At 41.1% G+C, this 26,547-nt stretch carries 16 protein-coding genes; 2 read left to right on the top strand and 14 right to left on the bottom strand.

What is annotated here, in order from left to right; genetic code table 11:
* Positions 1–73 precede the first annotated feature (73 nt).
* A complete protein-coding gene (nifJ, locus tag Q0507_RS06805) occupies positions 74–3,610 on the bottom strand; it encodes a pyruvate:ferredoxin (flavodoxin) oxidoreductase (protein ID WP_298714246.1) in 3,537 nt (1,178 codons plus the stop codon).
* Positions 3,611–3,996: 386 nt separating this feature from the next.
* On the opposite strand from nifJ, the gene Q0507_RS06810 reads away from it, so the two are divergent.
* Together Q0507_RS06810 and Q0507_RS06815 are read left to right on the top strand one after the other, a co-directional pair.
* The gene (locus tag Q0507_RS06810; protein WP_008602616.1) at positions 3,997–4,920 is read left to right on the top strand and encodes a LysR family transcriptional regulator; all 924 of its coding nucleotides are present in this window, start codon (positions 3,997–3,999) and stop codon (positions 4,918–4,920) included.
* The gene (locus Q0507_RS06815) at positions 4,920–5,348 is read left to right on the top strand and encodes a hypothetical protein (RefSeq protein WP_298714250.1); all 429 of its coding nucleotides are present in this window, start codon (positions 4,920–4,922) and stop codon (positions 5,346–5,348) included. Before Q0507_RS06810 ends, Q0507_RS06815 begins: the two co-directional genes overlap by 1 nt.
* Positions 5,349–5,499: 151 nt before the next feature.
* Here Q0507_RS06815 and Q0507_RS06820 read toward each other — a convergent pair whose 3' ends face one another.
* The 13 genes from Q0507_RS06820 to Q0507_RS06880 form a co-directional block, all read right to left on the bottom strand.
* Positions 5,500–6,117 carry an SAP domain-containing protein gene (locus tag Q0507_RS06820; RefSeq protein ID WP_298714253.1) on the bottom strand — a complete coding sequence of 206 codons (618 nt, stop codon included), beginning with the start codon at positions 6,115–6,117 and terminating at the stop codon, positions 5,500–5,502.
* Positions 6,118–6,276: 159 nt separating this feature from the next.
* Positions 6,277–7,152, bottom strand: a complete 876-nt coding sequence (locus Q0507_RS06825) for a DUF4261 domain-containing protein (protein WP_298714256.1) — start codon at positions 7,150–7,152, stop codon at positions 6,277–6,279.
* Positions 7,153–7,580: 428 nt separating this feature from the next.
* The gene (gene citF, locus Q0507_RS06830) at positions 7,581–9,128 is read right to left on the bottom strand and encodes a citrate lyase subunit alpha (RefSeq protein WP_298714259.1); all 1,548 of its coding nucleotides are present in this window, start codon (positions 9,126–9,128) and stop codon (positions 7,581–7,583) included.
* A complete protein-coding gene (locus Q0507_RS06835) occupies positions 9,118–10,083 on the bottom strand; it encodes a CoA ester lyase (protein WP_288188158.1) in 966 nt (321 codons plus the stop codon). Before Q0507_RS06835 ends, citF begins: the two co-directional genes overlap by 11 nt.
* Complete coding sequence (gene citD / locus Q0507_RS06840; RefSeq protein WP_009351290.1) at positions 10,083–10,352, bottom strand: citrate lyase acyl carrier protein; 270 nt, start codon at positions 10,350–10,352, stop codon at positions 10,083–10,085. The genes Q0507_RS06835 and citD overlap by 1 nt, the downstream gene beginning before the upstream one ends.
* A gap of 123 nt (positions 10,353–10,475) precedes the next feature.
* Entirely contained in the window at positions 10,476–11,879 is a 1,404-nt protein-coding gene (locus Q0507_RS06845) for a DASS family sodium-coupled anion symporter (RefSeq protein WP_298714265.1), read from the bottom strand.
* A 393-nt stretch (positions 11,880–12,272) separates the two neighbouring features.
* Entirely contained in the window at positions 12,273–13,184 is a 912-nt protein-coding gene (locus Q0507_RS06850) for a LysR family transcriptional regulator (protein WP_298714268.1), read from the bottom strand.
* Between the two features lie 12 nt (positions 13,185–13,196).
* Positions 13,197–13,940 carry a Bax inhibitor-1/YccA family protein gene (locus tag Q0507_RS06855; RefSeq protein WP_298714271.1) on the bottom strand — a complete coding sequence of 248 codons (744 nt, stop codon included), beginning with the start codon at positions 13,938–13,940 and terminating at the stop codon, positions 13,197–13,199.
* 114 nt (positions 13,941–14,054) lie between these two features.
* Positions 14,055–15,803 carry a pyruvate kinase gene (gene pyk, locus Q0507_RS06860; protein WP_298714274.1) on the bottom strand — a complete coding sequence of 583 codons (1,749 nt, stop codon included), beginning with the start codon at positions 15,801–15,803 and terminating at the stop codon, positions 14,055–14,057.
* A 200-nt stretch (positions 15,804–16,003) separates the two neighbouring features.
* Positions 16,004–19,411 (bottom strand): DNA polymerase III subunit alpha, encoded by a 3,408-nt coding sequence (locus tag Q0507_RS06865; protein ID WP_298714277.1) that lies wholly within the window; start codon positions 19,409–19,411, stop codon positions 16,004–16,006.
* A 12-nt stretch (positions 19,412–19,423) separates the two neighbouring features.
* Entirely contained in the window at positions 19,424–20,191 is a 768-nt protein-coding gene (locus Q0507_RS06870) for a M48 family metallopeptidase (protein ID WP_367268457.1), read from the bottom strand.
* Between the two features lie 181 nt (positions 20,192–20,372).
* Positions 20,373–20,804 (bottom strand): hypothetical protein, encoded by a 432-nt coding sequence (locus tag Q0507_RS06875; protein WP_298714283.1) that lies wholly within the window; start codon positions 20,802–20,804, stop codon positions 20,373–20,375.
* Between the two features lie 2 nt (positions 20,805–20,806).
* Positions 20,807–26,539 carry a hemagglutinin repeat-containing protein gene (locus Q0507_RS06880; RefSeq protein WP_298714285.1) on the bottom strand — a complete coding sequence of 1,911 codons (5,733 nt, stop codon included), beginning with the start codon at positions 26,537–26,539 and terminating at the stop codon, positions 20,807–20,809.
* Positions 26,540–26,547 lie beyond the last annotated feature (8 nt).

Raw genomic sequence — 26,547 nt, forward strand, 5'->3', positions numbered from 1 at the left:
ATTGAATCGGGCATACAAAAAGAGGCACCCTCGAAAGGGTGCCTCATATAGTTCTCAGTCGTTAAATAACGAATTATTTTACGTCGTCAAAACCTTTTTGTAAGCGAACATAGCTTAAGCGACGTTCTTTAGCGTCTTTTTCAGTTTTAGCAAATAATTCTTCTGCAACGTCTGGAGCCGCTTTAGCCAAGGAAGCGTAACGTACTTCACCTTTAAGGAAGTCTTGGAAGCTTTCAGTTGGTTCTTTGGAATCCAAGGAGAATGGATTTTTACCTTCTTCTTTAAGTTGAGGGTTGTATCTGTAAAGATCCCAGTAACCAGCTGCAACTGCTTTACGTTGTTCTTCTTGAGCTTTACCCATACCAGCTTTGATACCATGGTTGATACATGGGCTGTAAGCGATGATCAAGGATGGACCTGGATATGCTTCAGCTTCTGTAACAGCTTTCATCAATTGGTTTTTATCTGCACCCATAGCTACTTGTGCTACGTATACATAACCATAAGACATAGCCATCATGCCAAGGTCTTTTTTCTTAGTACGTTTACCAGAAGCTGCGAATTGAGCAACTGCTGCTACGTTAGTGGATTTAGATGCTTGACCACCAGTGTTGGAGTATACTTCAGTATCAAATACGAAGATGTTTACGTCTTCGCCAGAAGCTAATACATGGTCAACACCGCCGAAGCCGATGTCGTATGCCCAGCCGTCACCACCGAAGATCCAGTGAGAGCGTTTGATCAAGAATTGTTTTTTCTCAAGAATTTCTTTCAATTCAGGAGTTGTAGCGCCTTCAGCTTCGATAGCTGCTACTAAACGTTCGGAACGTTGACGAGTAGCTGCACCAAGGTTAGCGAATTCAATCCATTGTTCTAAAGCGTCTTTCAATTCGCCAGTAGCAGTTTCAACTGCTTTAGCAGCCAATTCTACTAATTGTTGACGGATTTTCTTAACGCCGATGTACATACCGTAACCATACTCAGCATTGTCTTCGAACAAGGAGTTCGCCCAAGAAGGACCTTGACCTTGTTGGTTAGTTGTGTATGGAGATGCAGGCATGGAAGCACCCCAGATGGAGGAACAACCAGTTGCATTGGCAATCATCATGCGGTCGCCGAACAATTGAGTTAATAATTTAGCGTAAGGAGTTTCACCACAACCTGCGCAAGCACCGGAGAATTCGAACAATGGTTGTTCAAATTGAGAGCCTTTAAGAGTCTCTTTCTTCATAGGGTTTTCTTTTACAGGAAGGTTAACACCGTAGTTCCAAGCTTCAGCTTGTTCGATTTCAGTGTCGATGGAAGTCATTACGATAGCTTTGCCTTTAGGGGATGGACAGATATCAACACAGTTACCGCAACCCAAGCAATCTAATGGGGATACTGCGATACGGAATTGAAGGTCTTTAGCACCCATTGCAGGGATTGTATCGAAATGAGCTGGAGCCGCAGCCACTTCTGCTTCAGTTGCCAAGATTGGACGAATTGTAGCATGTGGACATACGAAGGAACATTGGTTACATTGGATACAGTTTTCAGGTAACCATTTTGGAACGAATAATGCAGGACCGCGTTTTTCGTATTTAGCAGTACCAGCAGGTAATGTACCGTCTTCGTAACCAGAGAATGTGGATACAGGAAGATCGTAACCAGCTTGAGCATTGATTGGTTGTGCAATGTTTTGTACGAAGGATGGGCAAGATTCGCAACCAGGTTTAACTGCGTGGCCACCTTCATCAACAGCATTTTTCCAGTCAGCAGGAACATCTACTTTTACCAAAGCGCCAACGCCTTGATCGATAGCAGCATTGTTCATGTCAACGATGTTTTGACCTTTTTTACCATAGGAAGTTACTACGGATTCTTTAAGGTATTTAACAGCATCTTCAACAGGGATGATTTCAGTCAATTTGAAGAACGCAGCTTGAGTTACCATGTTGATACGACCGCCCAAACCGATTTCGGAAGCGATTTTCGCAGCATTAATGATGTAGAAGTTCAATTCTTTTTCTGCGATTTGACGACGTAATTTAGCAGGTAAATGTTCGTTCAATTCTTCAGGAGACCAAGTACAGTTCAATAAGAATGTACCGCCTTTTTTGATGCCGCGGATCAAGTCGTATTCATGTACGTAAGATTGACGGTGACATGCTACGAATTGAGGTTCAGTTACCAAGTAAGGTAAATTGATTGGGTTTTTACCAAAACGAAGGTGAGACATTGTTACGCCACCAGATTTTTTGGAGTCGTAGTCAAAGTATGCTTGAGCATACATGTCAGTGTGGTCACCGATGATTTTGATAGCGGATTTATTCGCACCTACAGTACCGTCAGAACCGAAGCCCCAGAATTTACATTCAGTCAAACCAGGAGTTTCTACTTCTACGCCTTCAGCACGATCTAAGGACAAGAATGTAACATCGTCATTGATACCCAATGTGAAGAATTTCTTGCCATTTTCAGCGTTTAAGTTATCGAATACAGCAACGATGTCTGCAGGGATAACGTCTTTGGAGCTCAAACCATAACGACCAGCGATAACTTTTACATTACGGCCGCCGTCAACTACAGCTGCTTGTACGTCCAAGAACAATGGTTCAGCCAAAGCACCTGGTTCTTTAGTACGGTCAAGAACTGCAATGCGTTCTACAGTTTGAGGAAGAGCTTTCAACAAACGATCTGTTGCGAATGGACGGAACAAGTGAACGTTGATGAAACCTACTTTACGACCCAATTTGTTGAGGTAATCAACAGTGGATTGTACTACTTGAGCGGAAGAACCCATAGTAACGATTACATCTGTTGCGTCAGCAGCACCATGGTAGTTGAACAATTGGTAGTTAGTACCAGCCAATTTGTTAACTTCGTTCATGTAATGTTCTACAACGTCTGGAAGTTCCAAATAGAATTTGTTGGACGCTTCACGATGTTGGAAGTATACGTCAGGGTTTTCTGCAGTACCACGAGTTACAGGAGCATCTGGATTCAAAGCGTTTTTACGGAAAGCTTTAACAGCGTCCATGTCAACCAATGGTTTTAAATCTTCATAATCCCAGATTTGAATTTTTTGAATTTCATGGGATGTACGGAAACCGTCGAAGAAGTTGATGAAAGGTACACGAGTTTTAATAGCTGTCAAGTGAGCTACAGCGGACAAGTCCATTACTTCTTGTACGGAGGATTCAGCTAGCATAGCGCAACCAGATGCACGAGCAGCCATAACGTCTTGGTGGTCACCAAAGATAGACAAAGCGTGTGCAGCCAATGCACGAGCAGCTACCTGGAATACACCTGGAAGTAATTCGCCTGCTACTTTGTATAAATTAGGAAGCATCAATAACAAACCTTGGGAAGATGTGAAAGTTGTTGTTAATGCGCCAGCTTGTAAGGAACCGTGGAATGCAGCAGCAGCACCTGCTTCAGATTGCATTTCTACAACTTGAACTGTGTTACCGAAGATGTTTTTACGACCAGCAGCAGACCATTCGTCAATGTGTTCTGGCATTGGGGAAGATGGAGTGATTGGGTAAATCGCAGCAACTTCTGTAAAACCATAAGAAACGTGAGCAGCCGCTTGGTTGCCGTCCATAGTTTTAAATTTACGACTCATGTGATTATTGCCTCCTTAAGCATTTAGCAAAAATAGAACACTTGCTTAATCTATCATTATGTTTAGGAATAACAACCATTACAAACTTGCGCACATGAAAAAATAATGCAATAATATATATGTTATATATAATATGGCATTATGTGTGAGCATACTTTTTTGTGATGGGCACAACCATAATTCCTAATATCATAACTTGATATAGCCCTATAAGGTAATTATAACGTGCTGGGGCCTATCAAAGCAACACATACAGTGACTATCGCTTTGCCAATATTGCTATCCATGCTTTACATAAAGTAATAGCTAGTTGCATTATAGTAATAACTATTCTCATTTAGTTAGGTCACGTCCTATAACCAAGTTTTATTTTCAGGGGGTTAATTATGGATTTTCATCATTTGAAATACTTCGTTGAAGTAGCTGATCAAAAGAGCTTTAGTAAGGCTGCAAGGAATTTACACATCTCCCAATCCGCTATCAGCCGTACAATCAAAGCCTTAGAAGACGAACTTGGTGTTGTTCTCTTCATGCGTAATGCTAAATCTGTAGAACTTACTGATGGGGGTACCATCTTCTTAACCCACGCAAAACGCGTTGTGTTCATGTTTGAGCATCTAAAAACTGATTTTGAAAACGAATTTCGTTTGGAGCAAGGTTCCATCAGGATTGGTATTCCACCAATTACGGATGCACCAATTTTTGCCCAGTTATTAGGTGAATTCAAAAAAGTTTATCCACAAATTGAATTGGAATTGTATGAACAAGGTTCTAAAAAGGTTGAGATCAGTGTTCAAGAAGGTTTAATTGATATCGGTATCATCTGTACTAAACCAAACCCTAAAGAATTTGAATCCTTCTACCTTACTAGTGACCCACTTTCCGTTATCATTCCGAAGTCTAGCCCTCTTGCGAAAGAAAAAGAAATTCGCCTAGAAATGCTAGCTGATGAATCCTTTGTATTGCATAAAGACGATTTCAACTTACATGACGAAATCATCAAAGCTTGTAAACACACTGGTTTCCAACCACATATCGTGTTTGAAACAAGTCAACGTGACCTCATGTTACAAACGGTTAGTGCAAACCTTGCTATCGCATTATTACCATCTCGCCTCTGTCCTGAGGTAGGTGAAAATACTGAGGTTGGCTCTAAGGTTGTCGTAAGACCGCTCGTACCTGAAATCATTCATACCCTCTATGTTATTTGGAAAAAAGGTCATTACCTCTCCCACGCTTCTCGCTTGTGGTTAGACTTTGTAAACTCCAAATTACCATTACCTGGATTACAACTCGAGGATCGTCAATAATGAACAAACCATCTGGGCTCGCATCTAAATTGCGGGCCCTTTTGAAAGCTAAAGAAGCTCCCATGTGGGGCGTTATCATTGTGCTGGTTATCGTCATAATATTCCAGCAAATACAAATTTCTGAATTACAATGGCGTGTCGATGAAGACCACGATGGCTCCACCATTAACAGCGTAGCAGGTCGCCTTTATATCCTTGAAGGGATGGCTAATAAACATAGCGACCAACTAGACGAAATTTTAAAAAACATTCGCCACCTACAAAATGATGGTGCCAAGTACGATTGGGAATTAAAGCAACTGCAATGGTTGCATCCAGAACTCAAAGTACAACCACCAGAGGCAAACCCACACCAGTTTAAATCCACAGATCTAAATCTCGATATGAACCCTGGGAAAGTGCCTGATATAATAAAACAAAGTCAATAAAGAAATCAGGAATAAATAAAAGCACCTTATATACCTACACAAAAGTCATCACAAATGACTCTTCTCATAGGATATAAGGTGCTTTTATCGTTATTATTTGATAGATTTAATTGCTAGTTTTCCCATACGTCTCTACAATGACTAATTGCTTCTACTTGCGATACGCTTCTAATTTATATGCATATTCAGTTAAAAGATTATTTGAATAAATTTTTTCATTTTCTGAATCTCTAACTTCTTTCCAAATAATAGATGCTACTTTTAATTTATTCGAATAATTGCAACTACATTCATCTGCACAAAAATCCTTATAAAATTGATTCCATTGACAAACCGAATTATCATACTTTGCATAATCTGATTCACCATAATATACTTTCAGCAAATCTCCAATTGTAAAACTTATATTTTTTTCACTTTTTACTTTTCTCCAGGCAGTAGCCATATCAGCATTAAATTTAAATCGTGAAACACCTATTAAATCAGAGAAATATTCTCTAAACTTCGTATTAAAAGAAAAATTACATTCAAGTAATGGTGTATCTAAAGTTATATTTTCCACTCGTTTTTTTCTATTTTTTATTGATGATTTTTTAATTAAATCGCCTTTAAAGTACTGCTCAATAATATAATTGAGTTCTTTTTTGGTTCCCCTATATTCTAATCCTAATGATTTACATATTTGTGAAAGTTCATCACGATACCAATAATATTTTTTAAATTCATCAAATGATGTAATTTCATCAAACTTAGGTCTACACTCTTTCAATATTTGTCTCCTCAAGTTTAAATAATACTATTTCGAAAATTGTAACAGGAAGTTGAACAGTATCCAAATTTACACCATTATAACATTCGTTGAATAGTTTCCTCTGAAACTGTTTTTATTGGCATTCCTTTCGTGATAAAGTTACATAAAGTCTTAGTACTACCGAGTACCAGATGCATATTCTCCCATATTAATATCTAGAACCTCTCGAACAGGCTGAATTAAAGAGTCCTCGTATTGAACCTTCCATTGGATGTCTGGACTCATATCTCCATTTCCTAAGCCAGCAATTGTTTCCCCATCACCAATAGGATTGTCATGCTCAAAAATATAATACAATACACTATATGCATGATTCACTACCTCATCAGGATTCATACCGTGAAAATGGTACTGCAAATCAGGCAAAAACAATGTGCTCATGCCTAGAGTATCAACCATCATGTCATCTGTGCCTTGAATGCTAAAATATCGCACATTTACAGCGTAATAAATAAAACGAGTCACATCTTTATCTGGATGATTTTCAATCGATTCACGACTTAAGAACTTACGAGATGGACCAAATACTACGGCTTTACAAGACGGATATAATTCTAGTAATGCATCTACATACTTTACAAGCATATCTGCACGTTCTTTGGCCGCTAAACCAGAGGCTAACATATCTGTAGCAAACACCCTGTATTGGTACTCTGCTAATAACTCATCCACATTTGGACAATCCCATACCTGACTACGATCAAAATCATCTAGTACAGGTTTATCGATTTTCTCACAATTTGTCACCATTAATGTTGGGGGAATATCTGCATCATTATCCTCATAATGCACCTTATAGTTCTGAGGTGCAAAACCTGCGGAATCACGACGGTGATCAAAACAATCGACAGGTCCTAAATGCTTTGTAAGGACTTTAACCATTGTATCGCGGTCAGGTATATCACAATGCTCCGCCATCAATAACTCGATAAAAAATAAACCACCGGGACGAACTGAAGTGTCAGTCAAATCCTGTTGAAATACTTGGCTCATATCTCTCTCCTAAAAGTAAATACTCGATACAAAATAAACCTTCTATCTTATAGTATATAGCACTACAAATATTTCGTATATGCTAATCCCTTCTACTATACTTAATTCTCTTCCTCAAACATCCACAAAAAACGTAATCCGTAGAATACCGCACCCTCTACAATCATGTGGAGGCGTAACTACCGATATGTTAGAGTACGTGGTGTGAAAGCACGATAAACCCTTGCTCCATACCGCTGGAGAAATCACCCTCCCCTAGAAAATATATAAATTAAAACACCAAAAAACCCTCTCCGTGGTCCGTAGACGAACTTCAGTCATATATGAAGTCCAAGGACCATGGAGAGGGTCTTTATATTAACTAATCAGCAAGGAATGGTGAGACGACGACGGAACCGTTACAGATTCTACCGGACACCATATCTAACTTATAGCGGTTTACGAACCACGTCAAGGATAGAACCATCGCGGTATTCTACGATTGCCACGATGTCTTCGTCTTTGTCAGACACAGGAATGTCTACTGGTTTACCCACTAAGTCGAATGCTAATTGTTGTAATTCTTCAATTGTGAAGATAGGCAAATTGCTATCTTTGAAGCGTTCAATCAAATCAGTACGAGCTGGATTGATTGCAATACCGTATTCAGTAACAAGTACGTCAACGGAGGAGCCCGGTGTAATGACAGTTGCTACTTTGTCACGAATCATTGGCAAGCGGCCGCGGATCAATGGGCAAGTAATAACTGTGCATTTAGCACCTGCTGCTGTATCTGAGTGACCACCAGAAGCACCCATCAAGATACCATTGGAGTCAGTCATTACGTTTACGTTGAAATCAAGATCGATTTCAGTGGCACCAAGGAATACTACATCTAAGTAGTTTGTAGTGCAGTCAGTCCATGGATTAGCGTACATGGACGCGGACATTTCGATATGTGCAGGGTTTTTATCCAAAGATGCAGCTGCAGTAGTATCGAATGTTTGAGTATCGTAAATGGCACGAATCAAACCTTCTTCAAGCATACCAGTCAAAATACCAGTAGCACCACCAATAGCAAAGCCACCTACTTCACCGCGTTTGCGAAGTTTTTCAGCGATGAATTTCGCTACAGTCAATGGAGCACCACCAGCGCCCAATTGGAATACGAAACCATCTTTAATGATACCAGCTTGATCAAGGAATTCACCAGCTAACTCAGCGATTTTGATTTGAATAGGGTTTTTAGTGAAACCTACTGCACCAGAAGCGATACCTTCTGGATCACCAATGCAGTCTACTTCAACAACGTAATCTACGTCAGTTTGAGGGATTGCATAATTGTGTACATAGTCAACTAAGTTATCTGTGATGATAACTGTTGTATCTGCATAGTGGGAATCAACTTTAGCATAACCAAGTGCACCACAAGCGGATTTACCTGTGCGACCAGTTGCATTACCACGTGGGTCAGCTGTAGGAGCGCCCATGAAAGCAACGTCGATATGAACTTCGCCGGATTCGATAGCACGAGCACGGCCACCGTGAGAGCGAATGATTACAGGGCGTTTTAATACGCCTGGGTTTTGTGTTAAGAATTTACCAAGACGATCGCGCAAGCCAGATGTTTCGATAGCTGTTACAGTACCGTCTTGAATCATTTCTACCAAGAATTCGTGGCATGGGGACAAGGAAGAAGACGCCACAGTGATGTCTTTAATACCTTTTGCTTGTACGCGTTCCATAACCATTTTCATTACATAGTCGCCATTGCGCAAGTGATGATGGAAGGACAAAGTCATGCCATCTTTTACGCCAGCTTTTTCGATTGCTTCATCGATGGAAGCGAGCACTTTATTAGTACCTAAGCGGCTCATATGTACAGGTTTACCCGCACGGTTCACTTTAGGTTCGATTGCGAATTCACCTTGATATACTTCGCGACCTTCTAGTGCTGGGATGTTTGTTGGGATATCGCGACCTACTTTATTTAACATCGTATTCTGCTCCTTCCTCTAATTCAACTTTAATACCTGCTGCACGTGCTTTGTCAACTACGCGTTGTGCACGAACTACGATAGGACCATCGATCATTTTGCCATCTACGGAGATTACACCTTTGTTGTTGCGCAATGCATCTGCATAGCTGTTCAATACCTTAACGGAATGAGCGATTTCTTTTTCGTCAGGAGTGAATACTTCGTGAACGATTTTGATTTGGCTTGGGTGGATGCAAGATTTGCCATCATAGCCCAACGCTTTAATGAATTCAACTTCTTCGCGGAAGCCTTGAGGGTCTTTCACATCGGAGAATACTGTATCGATTACGCGGATACCTGCTTCACGTGCTGCATGAAGGATTGTTTGACGAGCGAACAATAATTCAACAGCTGGTTTGCTTTTACCAGTACGAAGGTCAGCGCGGTAGTCTTCAGCGCCAAGAGCGATAGCTACTACGCGAGGACCGTGGCAGATTTCACGAACATTGTACAAGCCACGAACGGATTCGATAGCTACGATAATGTTGATTGTACCCTCTTCCCAACCGTTAGCTTTTTCTACTTCTTCAATTTTTTTCGCTACGATTTCAACTTCGGATACATCTTCAGTTTTAGGCAAACGAATCAAATCAGGTTTTGCAGGAACGATAACATCAAGATCATCATAACCATAAGGAGTTTGTGTAGGATGGTTGATACGAACAACTGTTTCACCGCGGAACTTACGGGATTTCAATGCTTCTGCAGTTAAAAGACGAGCAGTGTCTTTTTCTGTTACAGCAACGGAATCTTCGATATCGATCATGATGGAGTCAGCACCGTGAATGTCAGCACTATTAATCATTTTAGGTGTATTACCAGGCACGAACATCATGGAACGAGACAAACGTTTTTTAGCAGCCTCTGTTAATGGGTTTGTTTTAACTTCTGGGAATGTTTTATCGTTAGCCATTATGCTTTGCTCCCCCTTTCCAATGCGCCTAATACGCGAGCTTTAATCGTGTAATCCCAAGCGTTTTTATCTTGTACGATTACTTTTACGCCGTCAAAACCAGCTTCTTTCACTGTGTTTAAAACAACGGATTTAATTTGGTCGCCATATTGGCGGATAACTTTGGATGTTAATTCGATTTCGATACCGCTAGCAATCGGTTCAACCGTTACTAATGCATCATTTTTTTCGTCGAAGCCAGCTTGCGCAGCTTTTACTAATTGTGCCATGTTGCATCCTTTCGTTGTGAAACATATATAAAGTTCAAGTCTGTACAGGCTCGTCGCGAGAGCCCAGTACAGACATTGAATACTAACAATTAAATTCTAACACTCCATAGTGAAAGCTTCATATTACATGAAACCAGTGATTTTCCACCAAGGGATACCTATTACGTAGTTCAATACTAAACATACTAAAGCGGAAATCAAACCAACTGTCCACCAATCTTTTACGTTGTTGTAACCAGCGGAGAAGATAATTGGACCAGGAGCAGCACCGTAGTGAGTTACGGAACCACCATAGGAGTTTGTGCCGATCATGATGAAAGCAAGTAATGTAGGATCCACGCCTGCGTTAACACCTAAAATCAAGAATACTGGAAGCATCGCGGAGATGTATGCAGTACCAGATGCGAAGAAGTAACGAACCGCAACGGAAACAATGGAGATAAGGATAAGCATCATGAATGGATCTAAACCGAAGTTCATGTGAGTTTCTAAGTATTTAGCCAACCATTCGAAGAATTTACCTTTAGTCAATGCAGAGGATAAGCCCAAGATACCGCCGAACCAAATCAATGTGTTCCAAGCAGCTTTAGTTTTGAGCAAATCATCCCAAGTAATAATACCAAATACGAATGTAGCAAGCATCGCTACGATAGCAACTGCTGTTGCATTAAGAGTAACATCAAAAGTAGGAAGAATCCAGCCTACGATTGCAAGAAGTGCGATAGCGATAAGACCTTTTTCGGACGCTTTCATAGGTCCTAATTCCGCCAAACCGTCAGCAGCAATTTTCTTGTTGTCGATGTCTTTTACACTTGGGCGTTCATACATGTAGCCAATAAGTGGGATAAGCATTAACATGATGAAACCAGGTACAAACATAGCTAATGCCCATTGAGCCCAGTTTAACGTTACACCTGTCAATTTAGTAATGAAGTCTAAAGCCAATAAGTTTGGCGCCATTGCTGTCGCAAAGAAAAAGGATGTTACTTTTGTTGCAAAGTAACCATTCTGCAAGAGGTAAGCACCTGCTTTTTTAGCAGTCTCACCAGGGTAAGAACCAACTGCTTCAGCGATGGATAAGTTGATTGGATATACGATACCTGCCGCACGAGCTGTATTGGATGGTGTTGCAGGAGATAAGATCATATCAAGGAATGCAGTTACATAACCAAGACGAAGTGTTGTACTACCAAAAGCGCGAACCAAGTAGTACGCAATGCGGTGACCAAGGCCAGTTTTACCGAATGCAACGGATAAAGCGAAGGCTGCGAAGATCAACCACAATGCTGTATTGCTGTAACCAACCAATACGTCTTTTGTATTGTTCAATAAAACAGAAGATGTCGCAACACCTAATAATACTGTAATAGGAACTGGGAATGGTTTTAATACCAAGCCCACGATAGTAGCTAAATAAATACCAAATAATTTCCATACTTGTGGTTTGAGGCCTTCAGGTGTGCCACCGAACCACATAAATGCGACGATGGCAACCATAAGGCCAATGCGCCATAATTTGTCTTTCATGTGTGTCTTTCCCTTTCTTAACTAACTTAGGCATACATAAAATCATCTAGTCTTTAACAACATAACCGCTCGCGACGTCGATTACATTGATTAAGTCTACCCTCATTATAAATGTTTAAAAGTAATATGAAAAATAGATTACCTTTATAGGGGTTATAAAAACTTTTATATCTACTAATCATACTTTTTATGCATTTTAAGCATAGAAACACATCCCAAAATGAAAAAAATGCATGTATACCTCCCCAAAGGGGATATACATGCACTTACATGGTATTGCATTTCTCTTTCGAGACATCTTTATTATGTTTTATTATATCGAAAAAGTCCAATACCGAAACAGCATGGATAAACAGTTAGAAAAATACATAGATATGCTTTATTTTAACCATTCTACGCTTTATATTCCCTAAAAATACTGTCATCCACTACGGTATGTTCTTTATAGTAATTACGGACATATTCGATAAATGTTTTGACTACAACCAGATTTTCCGCATCCTTTGTGTACACCATATTGGTATCACGGGTAATATATTCACCATCTTTGCTACGCAATGGACTCACATAGATGTCTTTATCCTTACAGGATCCAAGTCCCATATAGGTCAAGATAGACCAACCAAGACCAGCACGAACAAAATGGCGACAAGTACTCATAGAATTTACGTCCATCGCCACGCTCGGTGGCTCTTCAAAATGTTCGGCACACCAAGTTTCGATAGTATTAGCCACTGATGCATCCGTTTGGTACTTTATGAACGGCACCTTCTCTAGTGATTTAGGGGGTACCAATTCTTTATAAACCAAGCAATAAGGTTCTTCTAAAAGCAATTCAGATTTCCCAGAAACGTCATAACCACCACGAGCAAAGGCTACCATACAGTCACCAGTATTAAACATCTTAACTACTTGATGACTGAAAGCAGTCTTCACTTGAATGTGAACATCTGGATATTGTTCTCGGAAAGATCTCAATAAAGCTGGTAATTCATAGTCTGCAAAGTTTATAGATGACGCGATTTTCAAAGTCCCTTGAATCTTGCCAGAAGCGGAATTCATAGCATTCTCCAAAGCCTCTTGTTCTTGCATCATTCGCTTGCAGTACTCATAGAAAATTTCGCCTTGTGCCGTGAGGGCAATCCCTTCAGCAGTTCGTAACAACAGAGAATGGCCCAAGGCTTTTTCCATATGGCGCAACCGATAGCTCAACGCTGGTTGCGATAAAAATAATTTTTCTGCAGCCCTTGTAATATTGCCTTCATCGACAACGGTAACAAAGGTTTGCCATTCTCTATCGTCCATACAATCTCCTTGTTATCGCTTATTACCAAAGATGCGCAATAAGGATAAGAATAAGTTAATGAAATCTAAATATAGGTTCAAGGCACCAGTGATTTCAATGCGATCTAAGATTGTTTCATCATCTAATAAAGCCACTTCCGTAACATTATTTTTAATGCGGTTTACGTCAACAGCCGTAAAGATGGAGAATACTACAACTCCTACATACCCAAGTACGAGACTTACTGTACTACTATAAGCACTGAGTAAACCCCAGTTAAAGTAACGAGCGCACATCATCACTACAGATACGATAATCATACCAATTATGGCAGCCAATAAATATGGTATGAAGGATGATAAATTACGTTTTGTCATAGCCCCCACAACGGCAAAGCCAATAAAGAATGCTAACGTCCCTACTAAGGCTGGAATGACTACACCAAACACATCGTATCGCAAAGATACCAAAGTCAATGTAAGACCATTCAAGGCACTATAGAGGAAGAACATACCGCGCAACGTCATTACATTGGCTGTATACGCGCGAGCACTAAATAGGAATACAACGCCAAGCTCTGCTATTAGAATAATATTAAAGTTTTGGAACGCAAAGCGCAACCAGTTTGGATTTGCTAATGCGGCAAAGCCAACGCCGATAGTTGTAAGCAAACCTACAACCATCCACAAGAAGGATCCCTTTAAACGATGGGATACGATTCTTTCAACTTGAGCGATTTCAGATTCGCTAGGTCCTACTACATCATATTGATTCATAATTTCTCTCCTTTATATTAAATAAAAATTCTATGGCATTTACATTAATGCTCTCAAATCAAGAAATTCGTGAGTATTGATGTAAGCTCCATATTATAAATTCCCTCTCTCTTTTTATCTTGCATTGGCAATGCCGGCAAACACCTTCCCACGTTCTCCATCGATAGTCACTTCTTGACCTTCGAGGAGCACTTCATGGGCATTTTTAGCGCCTAAGATAACAGGAATACCATACGTAATGCCCGCAATAGCACTGTCCGATGTATAACCATCTTCCACTGCGATAATACCGCCAGCACGTTTAGCAACGGCCATCAATTCAGGCTCCATTGTACCTACCACGAGGATGTCGCCGTCCTTGAAGCTTTCATAATTACCCTTATGATTAGCCGCAATGTACACATTACCTGTAACAGATTTGCGTAAAATACCATTACCAGACAAGAGCACTCGACCTGCAATGTGAACGCGAATCATATTGGTCGTGCCTGTGGCACCAGATGGTACCCCAGCGGTAACAACTACGAGGTCACCAGACTCGATGGCGCCAGTCCCGAGAGCACCGGTAATAGCTTGTTTAACCATTTCATCGGAGTTGATGATTTCATGTCCCTTGATAGCCTCTACACCCCAGCATAATTGCATGCGACGGATAGTTTCCTCATGAGGTGTAACAGCGATGATTTTACAATCTGGACGATGCCGAGCCACACTAAGTGCGGTGTGACCAGATTCAGTACATGTCAAAATAGCTGCGGCCCCGAGGTTTTGAGCTACGCGCACGCTAGCCAAGCATACAGCGCTTGTGGTAGTCATTTCTTCATCCTCACGAGCGCGACTATAACTATCATAAATTGCAGCCTTCTCCGTTACCTCTGCAATACGAGTCATGGTTGCAACAGCTTCTACAGGATAGGAACCATTGGCTGTTTCGCCAGATAACATAATCGCATCGGTACCATCCAAAATGGCGTTGGCTACGTCACTTGCTTCCGCCCGTGTTGGACGTGGGTTTTGAATCATAGACTCGAGCATTTGTGTCGCCGTAATAACGGGTTTCCCCAAGTCATTACATTTTTCAATCATCATCTTTTGAAGTACTGGCACCTCTTCTGCAGGAATTTCTACGCCGAGATCGCCACGAGCAACCATGAGTCCATCCGCAACTTCCAAGATTTCATCGATATTTTTAACGCCCTCTGCATTTTCAATTTTCGCGATAATCTTGATGTCTTTTTTCTCAGACTCAAGAATGCGACGAATAGCCACAATGTCTTTGCCACGTTGCATAAAGGATGCGGCCACAAAGTCTACCCCTTGTTGACAACCAAAGCGCAAGTCTGCTTCATCCTGTTCAGATACGGGTGGCAAACTTAGGGCTACGCCTGGTACGGCTACGCGCTTGCGGTTACCGATTTCCCCGCTGTTTTGAACAGTTGTAACGATATTATTACCTTCGATAGCATCGATAATAAGTGTTACAAGCCCATCAGCCAAGAGGACTTTATCCCCTACGGACACATCGCCTGTAAGACCTTTGTAGTTCACGGAGCTAAGCTCTTTTGTACCTTCCACGTCATCTGTAGTCAACGTAAATTGTTGACCTGCTTCGAGGAATACCTTGCCCTCTTTAAATAGACCAAGACGAACCTCAGGACCTTTTGTGTCGAGCAATAATGCGATTGGTTTATTCACAATCATCGCCGCATCGCGCACCATTTGCATGCGTTCCGCTTGCTCTTCATGGGATCCGTGAGAGAAGTTAAAACGAGCTACGTTCATGCCAGCCCGCATCATATCTTCTAAGATGCCAAATTTATCCGTTCCTGGACCTACAGTACATACAATTTTTGTACGTTTCATAATCCCTCCTATGAAAGCAATCCCTAGATAGGATAGTTCATTTCTTATTATATCAATGTTGGTGAAAGCTATCTGTGCCTCACGCAACATATGTTTCTCTACACCATTTATATACTTATTGTATCAAGTATATGCTTATTACATGTTGCACCTATATATGCTCATTACATGTCGCACATACTTGCGTTAACATTATATGTTTACTGTACCTCTACGGAGCCCGCGCCTAGAATAGATTCAATAGCCTTGATGGATTCGTCACTAGGATCAAAGCACATATTCGGTGGTAAATTAATGCGTTTCCGTTGACGGTGTAAATATAACGATGTTGGCACGGAACCTGCTGTATTTACTAGCACACATTTTAAGGCTTCACTATTTTCCGGTGTATCATATTGACTATAAATATGGATTGCCACCTGTTTTGCCTGATTATAGTTTACCTTTAATGGAGTAATACGGTCTGCAATGATTTGCACGCCCTTTTCATCCGCATCAACCCGACCTTTTACCTTAACAATCATATCGACCGCAAGGAATTGCTGGCTTTGACTAAAGACCTTAGGGAATGCCACTACGTTAGCCACACCAGAATAATCCTCGATGCGAAGAATGGACATAACCTCATTGCGCTTTGTCATGCGATCCGATTTATTTTCGATAAGGCCACCAAAGGTAATGGTTTGACCATCGTATTGCTCTGGATTTTCTACGAGAGCGCCCAGTTCAAAGAGGCCCTCTAGCTCCTTCGCATAGCCTTGCAATGGATGGCCTGTAATGTAAAAGCCGGTATATTCCTTTTCATCCTTTAATTTATCGTCTTCCGATAAATCCTCTACAGTAGGAACAGGAATAAACTCTACCGCCTCTTCCATATCACCAAAGAGACTCATAGTGCCCATAGCGGCATCTTTTTGCTCTTTAGCACCAACGGCTTGGGCGCTTTCATACATGTGTAGCAACTGATTCCGGTTTTCCTGGAAGCCATCCATGGCACCGCAACGGATGAGACTTTCAAGAAGTCGTTTATTCACAACTCGATTATCTACCCGTTTGCAAAAGTCTACGATATCCGTATAGAGACCATGCTCATTGCGCTCGCGAATCAAGCGATCGATAGCATTGTCCCCTACGTTCTTGATACCACCAAGACCAAAGCGAATGGCGTCGTCTTGTACGGCAAAGCTGCGCTCAGAATAGTTAATATCTGGGCCTAGAACCTTAACATTATGCTTCTTGCAAGAGTTAATGTAATACGTTAACTTTTGCATGTTCTGCATGAAGCTCGTCATGGTAGCCGCCATGAATTCCGGGAAATAATGGGCTTTTAAGTACGCCGTTTGGTACGCAATGTACGCATACGCCGCACTATGTGATTTATTAAAGCCGTAGCCAGCGAAGTATACGAGCAAGTCGAATACTTCATTCGCAACGGATTCAGTAATACCGTTTGCTACAGAGCCTTGAATAAAGGACTCCCGTTGCGCCTTTAGAACAGATTCCTTTTTCTTGCCCATGGCACGGCGCATCAAGTCCGCTTGACCAAGGGAGAAGCCACCCATGGCGGAGGCAATCTGCATAACCTGTTCTTGGTATAAGATTACCCCGAAGGTATCTTTCAAGATAGGTTCCAAAATTGGATGTAAGTAGGTAACCTCTTTTTTACCGTGACGGCGGTCAATAAAGTCCGCCACCATCCCAGAGCCTAGTGGGCCTGGACGATACAAGGCTACCAATGGAATTAAATCTTCAAAATGCTCAGGCTTAAGGTCCATAACGAGCTTAGTGATACCTTCCGACTCAAGCTGGAATACACCAGACGTATCACCCTTGGTGAGAAGCTCACAAGCCGCCGCATCATCAAGCGGAATGGCATCTAAGTCTAGGTCAATACCACGGTTCGCCTTGATGAGCTTTAAGGCATCCCCCATAACCGTCAAGGTACGGAGGCCCAAGAAGTCCATCTTTAAGAGGCCTAACTCCTCGATATTATCCTTATCGTACTGCGTTACAAAGCCTTCATCGTTGGCATTTTGTACGGGTACATGGTCATCGAGAGGGTCCGCAGAAATTACGACGCCCGCCGCATGCGTGGACGAATTTCGCGCTATGCCTTCCAGCTTTTTACCAAAATCAAATAATTCTTTAACGTTTGGATCAGCTTCGTATAAAGCTTTTAACTCTTTGCCTTGTAAAGCCTTATCTAAGGTAATTCCCAGTTCGTTAGGAATCATCTTAGCGATGCGGTTCACTTCGGCCAGTGGTAAGTCTAGCACGCGACCTACGTCACGAATCACGGCACGCGCTGCCTCTGTACCGAACGTAATAATCTGGGATACACGCTCCTGTCCGTATTTTCGCGTTACATATTCGATAGCCTGACCACGCTTTTCATAGCAGAAGTCAATATCGATATCAGGCATGCTTACCCGTTCTGGATTTAAAAACCGTTCAAAAAGCAAATCATATTTTAATGGATCTAAGCCTGTAATGCCTAATAGATAGGCTACTACAGAACCTGCCGCAGAACCACGGCCAGGGCCTACTAAGATATCATGCTCACGGGCATAGCGCACATAATCCCATACGATGAGGAAGTAGTCCTCAAAGCCCATGGTGCCGATAACATCTAACTCGTAGTCGAGACGTTTTTGTAATTCTTCAGACGTTTCACCATAGAGGCGAGGAATTTCTCGTTCACAAACCTTACGCAAATACGTTTTAGAGGTTTCCCCTTCTGGCACATCAAAGTGCGGCAAGTGATGTTCGTCAAAATTGAATTCTACATTACAGCGGTCTGCAATTTTTAAGGTGTTTTCGATGGCCCCAGGAATATGAGAGAACAACTGCGCCATCTCATCCCCAGATTTCAAATAGAACTCATCATTAGGGAACTTTAAGCGGTCCACTTCGGCACGGCGGCGGCCTGTAGAAATACAAACCTTAATATCCTGAGCGTCTGCATCCTCTTTTAAAACATAATGGAAATCATTAGACGCTACGATGCCAAGACCGTATTCCTTGCTCAATTTAATGAGCTCCTCTTGCGCCTTTGCTTCCTCTGGCAAGCCATGGTTTTGAATTTCTAAGAAGAAATTATCCTTGCCGTATGTCTCGATATACCATTCGATGGATCGTTTAGCGCCTTCCATATTGTCTTGCAGAATATATTGAGGGATTTCCCCTTGAATACAAGCACTGAGAGCGATAATTCCCTTGCTGTATTGACGCAACAAATCTCGGTCTGCACGTGGGCGATACAGCATTCCTTCCGTAGATGCTTTCGACACGATTTTAACGAGATTACGATACCCTTCCATGGTCTCAGCCAAAAGGATAAGATGTTTTAGTCTTTCACGGCTACGACCTTCGGGACGATCAAATCGATTGTTTTCCGTTACATATACTTCACAACCGATGATAGGCTTAACGCCTTGCGCCATACATTCTTTGTAGAAATAAATGGCTGCGTACATATTGCCATGATCTGTAATGGCAAGGGCCGGCTGATTTAACTCCTTCGCACGACGTACCATGTCAGGCAAACGACTGATGCCGTCTAGCAAACTAAACTCTGTATGACTATGTAAATGTACAAATGGCTGCATGGTACACCTCCTTTAAGGGCGATGAGCAAAATACATGTTCAATGACTTCTTGCGGGCCTTCCAATCTGGCAAAAACTGTGCCACTAGATTGTGAAAGATCTTGGAATGGTCTAAATATTTAAAATGAGCAAACTCATGAACCATAACGTACTCAATATACGCCTGTGGTCCCTCTAATAAGCGGGTGTTCATCTTGATGAGCTGCTTTGTAGGCGTACAAGAACCCCAACGACTCTTCATGCGCTGCTGTTTTATGGTTGGCATAGGCACATCAATACCTTGCTTGTGAAAGCGCTGATACACGACCTTTGCCCAATGGACAAAGACCTTCTCCCCTAAATTACGCCAATAACTTTGCATTAATTTATGCTTCGCTTCAAAGGTCGTACCTCGAGGTATAACCATGGTAAGAATGGCTTTTCCGTCAAAGCCGATGTGAGGCTTTCCATCCTGCTCAACTAGGTGCAAGGTAACTGGAATGCCGAGGATGGATAAGCTTTCACCATTCACATACTGCAACGCCTCAACACGTTTGGCATTCAATGCATCAATCTTGTAACGAGCCCGCTCAATAAAGGGCATATTCTCGATGACAAACTTGTCCACCCTATAATCCGGCACATACGCATTCGCCGACACATGGATCACACCATCCTTGGTAATCCGCATGTTCATGTTCTTCACACGCTTGATGGTTAACTCATATTCAATTGTGTCGCCATTATAGGTAATAGACCTAGTTGTTGAAGTATTCATACCTTTTATTTTATCATAAAACACTCATAAAAACGTAGAAATCTGGTGATTTTAATAGGAATTATTTGATATAGATAAAATAATAAAAAGGAGCCGTATAAAACAGCTCCTTAGTACAACAGCTTTCACTAGTTGTTATAAATAATTTAATTGTTATTATTCTATATTCAACCACAAAAGAACATATTAGAACGAAAGCAATTAATTATAAATGCAACTTTTCTAGCCAATTGTTACGTGCTAACAGTACAAGATATCCATCATTCTCTGAATTCTTTGTTACATATACTCTATATGATTCATTTTCATATACATAAAGAGACTTAGTTTGGTTAACTAAAATCCATTCCCCACTTAAGGGCTTTATTGATTTTATATCTCTATGTAGTGAATCTTTCTTTATACTTATTGATACACCTATAGATAATAGATTTCTTCTGTTCGGATCATATACATCTCCATCAATTATATAGTGTTCTCGCGGAAAAGCTGCATTTAAAGCTTGTGTCAGTTCCATTCTAGACTGCTCAACAGTATCATTAAATAAAAACCTATAGCCTAATCCACAAATTAGCCATACGAAAAAACAGCCTATAAATATGTACCAAACAATAGAATAAATTGTTTTAAATTTCATCGCTAAATATCCTCTATGTTACCTATATACCAGATATATCCAGCAGAAGCTGATAACGAAACAGATGGGGAAATAGTCACCTCAGTAACTGCACCGCCACCACTGACACCTATAGTTCCACCAACACCACCTCGAGCAGTAATAGTACCAAAGTATCCTGGAATAGATTTAATATAATCTTTATTTTTTATTACTCCAAAACTAACCGCCGCTGGCACCCCCAAAGATACTCCAGGTCCAGCTGCAAAAGTTCCATAAACATTACCATGTCTATCTATAATATAACCACCTGCAAAAGCTTTTACACCAAATGCGACCTCACCTTGAACAGACATATAATCAAATGAATTATCAATTATATGCTTACCTTGACTTCTTAGATATCGTGCTTCATTTATAGCGAACGCCTCTATCTCTCGTTTGTGAGTGTTAATAATAGTATCAAGTTTATCTTTTTCAAACATTTCAGGTGTAAAATGATCCATTTTATCATATCCAGAATATTGTTGATTTTCATTCCACTTTGTAGCATAAGATGCAGCTGCAGCACCACTATTACTTGATTTTCCACCTACTTTATTAACAACTCCGCCTACGGCAGCACTCAACCATTGTGCTACAGCTGGATCATGTTTAGCCACTTTATTAATTTCGCTAATTAGCATCTCATTAGTCATAGTAGCCTTAAATCCGCTACCTGGTGCATTACCCGCCATACGTGCAGATAACTCGCCAATGATACCATGCGCAATTGACTTAGCGACTTTACCATCCTTAGTCGTTGGTTGCCAATTATGTAATTGTTCAAATGCATTTTTAGAGAATAGACGAGCTAATTCTTGTCGTTCTTCAATTTTCTTTTTATCGAAAATCTTATCTAATTGATGTAATGTATTTTCTGTATTCGTATTGATGGTTTTAGTATCAATCTCTTTACCATCTACTGTAAGTATACCATCCGAAATAGCAGAGTGAGTAGTCGAACTTGCTTTACCTTTGGAGCCAACACCTAGATTTGGAATTAGACCGATATTGTTATAAATCTTATCATAGCCTTTTTTATCGTTGGTCTTCATCTCTTCGAGTTTCTTTTTACTACCATAGTAGTTATAGCCAATACCATTGTTGCTATATGTATACTCAGCTTCGTTTTGGATATCTTTCATCTCTAGAGATTTTGTAGTCAGTTTATTCTTAGTTTTCGGAGCGTTACTTTTAATTAGAGCACCTTCTAATGTAGTACTGTTACCTACATTAATGTCATAGCCTTCTTCTCCAGCAAGAATACCAGCTTGTTGAGTTACGCTTTTCCATTTGCTATCGATTCTTCCTACGCTAGCATTTATGCTACCAGTTGGATCCTTGAAATTAGGTTTCGAGGATACAGAGAATCCAGCGGACTTACTATGTTCTTTAAAGTTATCTACATCTTGCAAACTTTGAATATGTAAATCACGACCTGTATCTACTTCTACTTTTTTACCCGCTACAGTAGAGCCAATAATATTCGTATCTCGTTTAGCCTTAAGTTGAGCTAATTTAGCAGCTTTAATTTTTGTTGGCACATAACTTTCTTGATGGGTATCTCCATTTTGTCGTGCCATATGAGCACTCGCACTAATATCGAGAAGTCCACCACCAGTTAAACTAATACTCGCGCCTGCACTCCAGCCAGAACTCTTATAGTCATTTTTCACATCTACTGTATTCTTACCAGCCTCAAGATTAATATCGCTAGCGCTAGCCAAACTAATAGATTGAGCAGATACGCTTTCACCAGTAAGGGTAATACCATTTTTCTTAGTATCACGAGCCGTTATACGAACATCGCCGTCACTAATAACAGCGCCGCCCTTATAAGTTGCGGTATCTACAGTTTGACCTTGTTTCTGTAATGTGCTACCAATTGATACAGATAAATTAATAGCATTATCAATATTCTTTGGACCTCGTTTAGCTTTGCCATCTACTTTTTCAACTTTACCAGTCACTGCATCTCGTATTTTAGCTCCATGTAAAGCACTATCTACAGCTTCATATCCATCTTGTAACTGTTTACGAGCTTCATTAAGTTCAAGTGCTGCTAAACGTTTGTCATCACGGCCACCAGCTTGTTTAATAGTTCGCGTTGCATTCGTTATACTATCAGCTAAAGCGCCACCTAATGCTACTGTTAAACCGGACTTTTTATAGCGAACATCATGTGTCATATGCTGCGTATCAGTATTACCATCAAGGGTTACTGCAGCTCCCTCAATCATTGTACCGGTTTTACTCAATACATCAGCACTAGTAAGATGTACCGTATCATTAGCCGTAATGTTTACACGGCCCTTTGTACTAGCAATAGTATTACGTACAGTTTTCTCTTCACGATTGGTGTCATCTATATTTCGTTTTTCTGTACCAATAGTAAATCCGATACCACTTCCCATTAAACCTGAAGTCTTATGACGATATGTACTCGCCTCTTTTGTTACATTCTTATCCGCACCGAGTTCAACTTTTCCATTTGCCGTCACTCGAATGCCTTGTTCACCCATTAGTTTAGCAGATTTCCCCGTCACATCATGACCAGATTTAACCGCAACGTCTTTGCCACTCACAACAGAACCTGTTACAGCCGTCACTTGTGCTACACCGGTTGCATCCGTACGTTCCCGTTTAACTAAACTCTTCTTCTTGTCCTTATACACATGATTGGCAGTACTTGTAGCCGCTGCGGTATCAAGTTTTACATTCTTACCTTCCACCTGAGCCTTATCAGCTGCCAAAATTTCACTACCACTAAGTGCTACATCATCATTAGCAGCCACAGTTACATTGTTACCTTCCACACTGCTGCCTACAGTGGTTACTTCATTAACTAAATCATGTGTTTCTGTAGTCTGAGAATGACCACCACCGGATTTTCCTTTGTCATAGCGATGTTCCTCTAATTCATGATTCGCTGTCATAGACTGCATATTTACCTGACGTCCAGCTACTAGAGTAACATCTTTATCGGAAGTCACTTTACCACCCTGCATAGCAACATCACGACCTGCTGTAACTACAGCATCACCTTTCGCCGTAATTTGACCTTGATCTATAGCGGTTACAATCTCACGGCGGCTATTGGCACTGTTCCATACAACCTGATTATTGCTAGCTTCATACTTGACGCCGTTATTGATAACATCACGATCCGCCGCCACGACAAGTTTTCCTTTGTCATCGGTTTGCTTAATCGTACCGCCCTCATTTATCACATCATTCTTAGCATATACAGTTGTACGGTCACGGCCTTCTATCGTGCCTTGTGTATTACGAACATCGGTATCCGCCACCACTGTTGTTGTGCGACCTTTAATCAGTCCGTTATCATTGTGTATCGTATTGCCATGTACGGTTATCGCATCATCGGCCACTATGCTACCGCGATTATGCATCGTACCTACTTGCAAGTTAATTGACTGAGCCTGCATATTCGCAGCCCCCTCAACACGTTGTGTGGTCGGCGCCAAATATAATGTTGGTACGAGTAAGGTTTCAGTCTTACCATTCGGCAATACTACCGGTTGGCTAACAAGCATTACCACATCTTCCGTCAATTGCTGTTGCTCCGACTCAGTTAATCCTTGTCCAAGTACCATGGACTTAGACTTCATTATAGTGAGGCCTGCATCCATCAACTTACGATACTGCTCCTCCTCTGTTAATCCCGCTTGTAGTCTACTTTTTCCTGTCTGACGTAGAATAGCCTGCATCACCAATTGTTGTTCATAGTAACCATCTCCTAATCGTTTTTGTGTACGCATAGGGTTGAGTTGTAAACGATTGATGACATAATCAGAGGATAAGAAGCTTCTTCGATTGGTAAAGTTTGGGTCAGTTTCCATCGCATATGTTGTATTCGGATTAGTGGATAACTGACTCATAGACGTCAATACCGACGTATCTACCGTAGCACCTGTTGTGCTGTTTGCTATATTGCTACCATAAACAGTTACCGGTATATCTATCGGTTGTACTACATCATTATGATACTCCGCCTCACGAATATTTGTGGAATCCCATCCATGATGTTTATGGCGACTATAACCAGTAGCAGTCCCATTCTCACTAATATATTCATTTCCTTTCGGATTAAGCGCTTCATAATGGCCGATTTTACCTGCCAGTGCCCCTGCTGCACTAATTTGACTGGCATCATTAGTCTCAACATCCGCTTCAATCTGTAAATTACCGCCAGAAATAATACGTCCCGGTTTAGAGGTATCTACTACTTCTTTTACTCGTGTACGATCATATTCATATTTCGTCCAGCTATCATGATGCTCTCCATTAATAGACAATTGTAAATTTTCAGAAGAGTGAACTACAACCTTATCTTGTGGAATCGGATCATCGTGCCCATAAATGCGTTCCTCAGAAAGCTGGTACCGCTTGATACTACCTGCTGGTGCCACTTCATTTTTTACATGCTCAGTAGTCCCTGTGGCAGCTCGTTTCACGGTAACTCCACCATTTTTATTAGCAATGGATTTGGCAAGAATCACTCCCTGCTGACCAGCCTCGATAGTAGCCGCCACATTAGTCAACGCATCCATCTTGCCGGCTATAGCGCCGTTATAATCTATCGTCTTTCCTAGTTGTAACACACCCTCAGACTTCAGCACACTACCATTTGTATTTTTTATTGTATTGGTAGACACCGCTAAATTATTACGCACGATGAGTACCGGTGCATCTTTCGTAACAGCATTACCGGTTTGTGTGAAAGCATCTGCTGAAATACGTGCCGAATCAGCATAGAATTTAGCCTTACCGACTTGTGTAAAGCCTTTTGCACTAATGCTTATATCCGGCGCCACCACAGTGCCACTATTTTGTACCTTGCCGGTACTGTCTACAGAAATATGATTTTGTGCAGAAAGAATCCCTTTATTATTCACGCCAAAACCATCATTGGTTCCTACTAAGTACATGCTATTCGCATACATACCACCGATTTGAGAAACGTCAAGACCTACCTGTTCTGAGTTACTGGTCTTCGTAACATTAGTTACCTTACCACTACCATCGACAGATACTGTATTTTTACCGGTTACCACATGGCTTTCATCAGACCATACCTTGCCGTTGAGCTGTACCGCTTCAGCCAAAATATCTGTACGAGATGTACGCGATGCATCGAGACCTTGTCCAGATACCTTCACAGTACCTTGCTTTACATCATATCCAGCAATAGTTCCGTCTGTAATAATAGGGTTTCCTGTTGTCAGAGTAGCCGCACTAGTATTAATAAATGTCCCATTATTAACAGCAATCCCATTTGGGTTAGCAATGATAACATATGCCTTACGGCCTGCTACCTCTAAGGCACCATTCATAGCAGTCGCACCCGTTCCAGTTACTTCATTTAAAATCGTCTTAGCTGCAGCACCTCTCAAGTTAGGATTCCCCATCACATAGCCAGCTAGTTCTGTAGATACAGGTCTCCTTGAGTTATTTAGAATAACCCCTTTGTCATCTACATTAAACATATCATATTGATTGTGAGATAACCCATTAGCATTCGGTTTATTAATATTGACAATGGGCGTTCCATTAGGGGCTTCATCCATAGTTGGACCCATTTTTCCTTGATTCGGTACAATAGATTGTGCCACTGCTAGCGGAATCCACGGTCCAGAATTTGTCACTAATAGGGCTGCACACAATGCGGTTGCTGTATACTGTTTAATTTTCATTATTCTTT

Origin of the sequence: uncultured Veillonella sp. (genome assembly GCF_938010505.1) — a bacterium.
In the GTDB taxonomy this organism is placed as follows: Bacteria; Bacillota; Negativicutes; order Veillonellales; family Veillonellaceae; genus Veillonella.

What these genes read in the sequence shown, in the direction of transcription:
- nifJ (WP_298714246.1), bottom strand. Translation starts at nt 3,610, where the DNA reads ATGAGTCGTAAATTTAAAACTATGGACGGCAACCAAGCGGCTGCTCAC.
- Q0507_RS06810 (WP_008602616.1), top strand. Translation starts at nt 3,997, where the DNA reads ATGGATTTTCATCATTTGAAATACTTCGTTGAAGTAGCTGATCAAAAG.
- Q0507_RS06815 (WP_298714250.1), top strand. Translation starts at nt 4,920, where the DNA reads ATGAACAAACCATCTGGGCTCGCATCTAAATTGCGGGCCCTTTTGAAA.
- Q0507_RS06825 (WP_298714256.1), bottom strand. Translation starts at nt 7,152, where the DNA reads ATGAGCCAAGTATTTCAACAGGATTTGACTGACACTTCAGTTCGTCCC.
- citF (WP_298714259.1), bottom strand. Translation starts at nt 9,128, where the DNA reads ATGTTAAATAAAGTAGGTCGCGATATCCCAACAAACATCCCAGCACTA.
- Q0507_RS06835 (WP_288188158.1), bottom strand. Translation starts at nt 10,083, where the DNA reads ATGGCTAACGATAAAACATTCCCAGAAGTTAAAACAAACCCATTAACA.
- citD (WP_009351290.1), bottom strand. Translation starts at nt 10,352, where the DNA reads ATGGCACAATTAGTAAAAGCTGCGCAAGCTGGCTTCGACGAAAAAAAT.
- Q0507_RS06845 (WP_298714265.1), bottom strand. Translation starts at nt 11,879, where the DNA reads ATGAAAGACAAATTATGGCGCATTGGCCTTATGGTTGCCATCGTCGCA.
- Q0507_RS06850 (WP_298714268.1), bottom strand. Translation starts at nt 13,184, where the DNA reads ATGGACGATAGAGAATGGCAAACCTTTGTTACCGTTGTCGATGAAGGC.
- Q0507_RS06855 (WP_298714271.1), bottom strand. Translation starts at nt 13,940, where the DNA reads ATGAATCAATATGATGTAGTAGGACCTAGCGAATCTGAAATCGCTCAA.
- pyk (WP_298714274.1), bottom strand. Translation starts at nt 15,803, where the DNA reads ATGAAACGTACAAAAATTGTATGTACTGTAGGTCCAGGAACGGATAAA.
- Q0507_RS06865 (WP_298714277.1), bottom strand. Translation starts at nt 19,411, where the DNA reads ATGCAGCCATTTGTACATTTACATAGTCATACAGAGTTTAGTTTGCTA.
- Q0507_RS06875 (WP_298714283.1), bottom strand. Translation starts at nt 20,804, where the DNA reads ATGAAATTTAAAACAATTTATTCTATTGTTTGGTACATATTTATAGGC.
- Q0507_RS06880 (WP_298714285.1), bottom strand. Translation starts at nt 26,539, where the DNA reads ATGAAAATTAAACAGTATACAGCAACCGCATTGTGTGCAGCCCTATTA.